A 1,586-nucleotide genomic window follows, 5' to 3' on the forward strand; every position below is an offset into this window, starting at 1 on the left:
CAGGTCATCCCTGAAGGGGCGGGGCCGGTCAAGGGGTGGACTGTGGTGGCCGGTGGTGTGTGAGTTCGTTTTCTTACCGGTCCCGGGCGGTTTCAGGGCGTGCCGGGTCGGCGTCCGGGGTCAAGGTGGAGCGCCCGCAGGCGAAGCCTGTGGACGTACGACCTTGACGGCCGGGCGACCGGGCCGGCGGATACTGATGATCGCCGGGACGGTGTGGGTGTTGTGAGTCACGTGCCCCAGGCGCAGTCGTCTCCCGAGAGAGGCAGTCCGGCTGCGGTCATCCCTTCGCCCGGTTCTCTCCGCCTGCGGCGGAGAGCGGCATGGGGCGTTTGACGTGCGGATCCGGCGGGGGCAATCAGAAGCGCGTTCACGCCACCGGCGCCAGTGGGGAACAGACCTGCGGGCGACCTCGCGCCGGTCCGCGGCCGGAACGTCTCATGCCGCGTCCCGGGCGGGGTGCTGCAGGGCTCGGACGTGCCCGTCGCGCAGGCCGTAGAAGACCAGGGTGAGCAGCCGGCGGGCGGCAGCGACCTTGGCGATGTTACGGGCTTGTGTTCCGCGGCGGGCGATGATGCGGTCCCGGGTCGCGCGGACCGGGGAACCTACCGGCTGCTTTTGGACCGCCTCGATCAACGCCCACCGCAGGAGCGTCGATCCCTGCTTGGTGATGTGACCACGGGCGACCTTGAGGTCGGACTCGCGGTGCCGCGGCGTCAGCCCAGCCCAGCAGCACAGCCGTTCCGGACGGTCAAAACGGGTGATGTCGCCGATCTCGGCGACGATGACGGCGGCCAGCACAGGTCCGATCCCCGGCAGCGCCTGGATCGCGCGATACCCGGCGTGACCGGCCAGCAGTTCGGCGATGACCTCCTCCAGCAGGCCGATCTCGCCGGTGTGGACCTCGATCAGCTGCCGCAGCGAGGCGACCTTGCCGCAGTAGGGCTGCGGCAGCGCCAGCCCGTCCAGCCAGGCGCCACCGCCCGGCCCGAACAGGTCCGAATGGCGCACCGGGATGCCCAGCTTGGCGAGCACGGCGTGCACCTGGTCCTTGGCACTGGTGCGCATGGCCACCAGCTTGCACCGGTACCGGGTCAGCTCCCGCAGGTCACGCACGTCCTGCGGCGCGATCCACGCTTCGGGCAGCCGCCCCATCCGCAGCAGGTCGGCCAGATCGGCCGCGTCCCGCTCGTCGTTCTTCACCCGCCGGTAGCAGAACGCCTTGACTCCCAGCGGATGCGCCAAGTGCACCTCCGCGCCGGCCAGCGCGAGGGTGTCGGCCGCCCAGTACCACCCGTAGGTCGCCTCCAGCACGACCTTCGGCCGCCGACCGGCCCTGGCGATCTCCGCCCGCAGCGCCGCCGGCGAGTTCGTGATGCGAGCCTTGCCCAGCCGCCGACCCTCAGACGTCATCCGTACCAACACCGACCGGCGCCGATGCAGATCCATTCCCACGATCTGCCGGCCGTCATACCCTGTACTCATCAGGGGCCTCCCCTGCTCGTGGTGGCTTGTGACTCCACCTCCGAGCATGCGCCCGGCGGAAGCGTCACGGGGAGCGGAGGCCCCGCCCCTTCATCGCATCAGAA

The 1,586-nt window shown here is 70.6% G+C and carries 1 protein-coding gene; it reads right to left on the reverse strand.

What is annotated here, in order from left to right; all coding sequences use genetic code 11:
- Positions 1–435 precede the first annotated feature (435 nt).
- Positions 436–1,530 carry an IS110 family RNA-guided transposase gene (locus tag C4U03_RS39625; RefSeq protein ID WP_327374534.1) on the reverse strand — a complete coding sequence of 365 codons (1,095 nt, stop codon included), beginning with the start codon at positions 1,528–1,530 and terminating at the stop codon, positions 436–438.
- Between the last annotated feature and the right edge of the window lie 56 nt (positions 1,531–1,586).

The sequence above is a fragment of the Thermomonospora echinospora genome, from assembly GCF_900108175.1.
Taxonomy (GTDB): Bacteria; Actinomycetota; Actinomycetes; order Streptosporangiales; family Streptosporangiaceae; genus Thermomonospora; species Thermomonospora echinospora.